Origin of the sequence: Nostoc sp. CHAB 5715, assembly GCF_020829685.1 — a bacterium.
In the GTDB taxonomy this organism is placed as follows: Bacteria; Cyanobacteriota; Cyanobacteriia; order Cyanobacteriales; family Nostocaceae; genus Nostoc.
On sequence record NZ_JAIVFR010000709.1, the window covers coordinates 1 to 4,045 of the forward strand.

The window sequence follows — 4,045 nt, forward strand, 5'->3', positions numbered from 1 at the left end:
GGCTACCGGAAATCCGAAATACGCCAAGATGCTGGAGTATACTTTTGATGCGATCGCTAAACGTTTCCCCGATCCAGAAAATAGTCCATTTGTTCAAGAACGGTTCCACGAAGATTGGACGGCTGATCCCGGTTGGGGATGGCAGCAAAACCGCGCTGTGATTGGTCACAATCTCAAAATCGTTTGGAATCTGATGCGGATGTACAGTCTCAAATCCAAAGACGAGTATATCCAATTAGCAGAAAAAATTGCCCAAATCATGCCTGAAGTTGGTAGTGACCAACAGCGTGGCGGATGGTACGACGTGGTGGAGCGCATTTTGGAGCCTGGTCAAACTAATCATCGCTTCGTTTGGCACGATCGCAAAGCTTGGTGGCAGCAAGAACAAGCTATCTTAGCATACCTGATTTTGGCAGGTTTGTTAAAAAACGACGAATATCTGCGTTTGGCTCGGGAATCGGCTGCTTTTTATAACGCTTGGTTTCTGGATAACGAAGATGGTGGTGTTTACTTTAACGTTCTCGCCAATGGCATTCCCTATCTAGTTAGTGGAAATGAGCGGCGCAAAGGTTCACACTCCATGAGTGCTTATCACTCCACCGAGTTGTGCTATCTGGCGGCTGTCTACACCAATCTCTTGATTCACAAGCATCCGATGAACTTTTACTTTAAACCTTTACCAGGAGCATTTCCCGATCGCCTTCTGCGGGTGTCACCGGATATTTTACCCCCTGGAAGTATCAAAATTGGTGCTTGTGAAATTAACGGGGAAACCTACACCAAGTTTGATGCCGAAAACTTGACAGTGGAGTTACCAGAAATATCAGAGCAAATCAAAGTCAAGGTTCAGATTGTCCCTAACTAGCAACTTAGTACAGCATTTCATTAATTCGTAGCGAATTAAATTTGACAATACCTTGCAATGCCAATGCGTCCCCTGCAATGCCAATGCGTCCCCTTGCAATGTTAATGCGTCCCCCTGCAATGCCAATGCGTCCCCTTGCAATGTCAATGCGTCCCCTTGCAATGCCAATGCGTTCCCCTGCAATGCCAATGCGTTCCCCTGCAATGCCAATGCGTCCCCTTGCATTAAAAACGCTACGCTTTTACGCAAAACTGTACTTAATGAGAAGGAGTCAGAAGACAGAATTCAGAATACCCCATGCCTGAAGTCAAGGGTAACAGTCACGGAAAGAATTTTTTCTTCACGCGCGTTTAAAATCGCTTGCTCTAAACCTCTCTTATACATCCAGTCGCACAGAATCCATTCTGAATCCTGAATTCTGAATTCTGAATTCTTCTTCGGTAATTTATTCTAAGGAGAAAAATCATGTCTATTGTGCCAAGTTCTACACAAGTATTAGTCATTGGTGGCGGCCCTGCTGGTTCTACTGCTGCTACTCTTTTGGTTCGTGAGGGCTTTGATGTTACGCTATTAGAGCGGGAAGTTTTTCCACGCTATCACATTGGTGAATCCCTTTTGCCTGCGGCTTTAGAGATATTTGATTTGTTAGGTGTGCGTGAAAAAGTGGAAGCTCATGGTTTCCAACGCAAACCTGGCGCTTATATAGATTGGAACTCTGAGGGATGGAATGTTAAATTTGAACGCTTGAACGAGAACCAAACCTACAGTTTTCAAGTTCGCCGCGATGAATTTGATCAGTTGCTTTTGGAACATGCTAAAAGCCAAGGAGTAAAAGTCTTTGAGGGAACTGAAATCAAGAGTGTGTCTTTTGAGGGTGATCGACCCCGGAGTGCTACTTGGTCTCAAACCGTTGGCGATCGCAATACTGGTGAAGTGTCTTTCGATTTTCTGATTGATGCGTCGGGTCGTGCTGGAGTTATGGCAACACAGTACTTGAAAAACCGCCACTTTCCTAGCACATTCCAGAACATCGCTACTTGGGGATACTGGAAGAATGCCGAAAGATTACCTGACGGTTTCGATGGTGCGATCGCTACCGTTACCGTTCCTGATGGCTGGATGTGGGCAATTCCACTTTCCGATCAAACAATGAGCGTGGGTGTGGTGATGCACAAGTCAACCTACAAGGAAAAACGCAATGCCTCATTGCAAGATTTGTATGCAGGGGCGATCGCAGATAGTCCCGTAGTCAAGAAGATGCTTGCACAAGCCGAGTTGGTTTCAGAAGTGAAAGTAGAGCAAGATTACTCTTACACAGCCGACAGTTTTTCTGGGCCAGGCTACTTCTTATTGGGAGACGCAGCGTGCTTTTTAGACCCCTTATTATCGACTGGTGTGCATTTAGCTATTTATAGCGCACTATTGGCAGCAGCCAGCCTTGCTAGTTTGCAGCGTGGTGAAGTAAAAGAGGAACAAGCAATCGCTTTCTTTGAGAAAAGTTTGAGTCAAGCTTACTTACGCTTTATGATGCTGATCGGAGCCTTTTATGACAAGAACTGTCAATCGGAGAACTATCTTTCAATGGCTGATAAACTCACTCGGCTATCCTCAGACCAGGTTTTGGCGTTCATGCATCTAGCTTGTGGTACTGAGGATATGGCGGATGCTCAAAACCCCATACCCAACTCTGTCTTTGGAGAAATACCCCAGCAGTTGAGGGAGAGACTTAGTATTTTACACAACCAACAAGTGTCGGCTGACATCAAAGATCAGAGCAGCGATATGCTGAAAACAAACGCCGAATTTTTCGAGGCCGTTGATGGCTTCTTATCACGAACAACACCAGGGGCGGGTGATGACCTGTATGTCGTAACGCAACCAAGGTTAGGATTGGCACACACAAGGGTTCCTGCTCTACAGAATGTTTAGAAGCTGTTTGTAAAGGAGCCAGGAGTCAGGGAGGCAAGGGAGCAGAGGAGTGGAGAAAAGACTCATTAACGGAGTTCAAAGACTCGTCGGCGAGTATCAAAAACTCATTCAGGACTTACGCAAAAATTGCTAATTTCGCTTAATTTATCGAACCGCCAAGACGCCAAGAGCGCCGAGAATTCGTAGAGTGTGCGTAAGTCCTATCATTAACGGAGTTCAAAGACTCATTAACGGAGTTCAAAGACTCGTCGGCGAGTATCAAAGACTCATTCACGAGTATCAAAGACTCATTAACGGAGTTCAAAGACTCGTCGGCGAGTATCAAAGACTCATTCACGAGTATCAAAGACTCGTTAACGGAGTTCAAAGACTCGTCGGCGAGTATCAAAGACTCATTCACGAGTATCAAAGACTCGTCGGCGAGTATCAAAGACTCATTCACGAGTATCAAAGACTCATCTCCTATTCCCCATGCCCCATTCCCCATGCCCAATGCCCAATGCCCCATGCCCCATGCCCAGTATTGCTTCCCAAATATAACCTGTTCTCTCCAGAATTCTTTGCCAATCCTTATAGTGTTCTTAATCAGATGCCAGAGGATGACCCCGTATAGTTATTTAAGCCTGCAAATTGGTGGTTTGCGATCGCTGATGTTCTGGGAATCCCCAAAGACGACTGGCATATTTTTACGAGAATGGGCTGTTGAGACCGCAAAGCTTTTCGACGGCAGACAATTGACAATTAAACAAGCAAAATCTTCTCAGAAGTGTTCGTTTGATTTAAGAGCTTACCTCATTCAGCAAATAAAAAAGCGTTATAAAAATCCTAAAGAAGATGCGATCAGTCTCTGGAAACAAGAAAGTTTGATGTTTCATGGTTCCCGTTCGCTCCCGTTGACGTTTTAGAGTACCTCGTCAAGTTAGTAGGCAATTTTCATCATTCTGTTTTTGCAATTACTAGGAGAACAACAATGACCCAAGCAACAAGTAAAGCTCCAATTAACAAGCTCCACAAACCACAAACAGATGGTACACAGGTTTGGGATGCGATCGTTGGTCTGCACACTTACCCAACTGTACTAGTTGCTCATGAACTGAAACTGTTTCCACTCTTAGCAGAAACAGTTTCAGTTCATGAGCAACTAGTACAGTTGGGTAAGTGTGCAGACCAACGATCGCATCTTTTAGTTGGATAAAACCTACAGATGCACACACAGATAAGAGCGTCCCTGCTGCTCGTGGCGCAGATCGG

The 4,045-nt window shown here is 45.2% G+C and carries 5 protein-coding genes and 1 pseudogene; 3 read left to right on the forward strand and 3 right to left on the reverse strand.

Annotated features, from left to right (window positions below; genetic code table 11):
- Positions 1-865 (forward strand): AGE family epimerase/isomerase (locus LC574_RS29555; RefSeq protein ID WP_229457179.1); only part of this gene is annotated, 865 nt, incomplete at its 5' end.
- Here LC574_RS29555 and LC574_RS29560 read toward each other — a convergent pair.
- Positions 824-1,090 carry a hypothetical protein gene (locus tag LC574_RS29560; RefSeq protein ID WP_229457180.1) on the reverse strand — a complete coding sequence of 89 codons (267 nt, stop codon included), beginning with the start codon at positions 1,088-1,090 and terminating at the stop codon, positions 824-826. The two genes, LC574_RS29555 and LC574_RS29560, sit on opposite strands and share 42 nt — an antisense overlap.
- Before the next feature lie 240 nt (positions 1,091-1,330).
- Between LC574_RS29560 and LC574_RS29565 the strand changes: the two genes are divergently transcribed.
- Entirely contained in the window at positions 1,331-2,794 is a 1,464-nt protein-coding gene (locus LC574_RS29565) for an NAD(P)/FAD-dependent oxidoreductase (protein WP_229457181.1), read from the forward strand.
- A 139-nt stretch (positions 2,795-2,933) separates the two neighbouring features.
- On the opposite strand, the gene LC574_RS29570 is transcribed toward LC574_RS29565, so the two are convergent.
- The gene (locus LC574_RS29570) at positions 2,934-3,302 is read right to left on the reverse strand and encodes a hypothetical protein (RefSeq protein ID WP_229457182.1); all 369 of its coding nucleotides are present in this window, start codon (positions 3,300-3,302) and stop codon (positions 2,934-2,936) included.
- 91 nt (positions 3,303-3,393) lie between these two features.
- Between LC574_RS29570 and LC574_RS29575 the strand changes: the two genes are divergently transcribed.
- The gene (locus LC574_RS29575) at positions 3,394-3,699 is read left to right on the forward strand and encodes a cytochrome P450 (protein WP_229457183.1); all 306 of its coding nucleotides are present in this window, start codon (positions 3,394-3,396) and stop codon (positions 3,697-3,699) included.
- A 93-nt stretch (positions 3,700-3,792) separates the two neighbouring features.
- On the opposite strand, the pseudogene LC574_RS29580 reads toward LC574_RS29575, so the two are convergent.
- A pseudogene (locus LC574_RS29580) lies at positions 3,793-4,045 on the reverse strand (hypothetical protein); the annotation flags it as partial.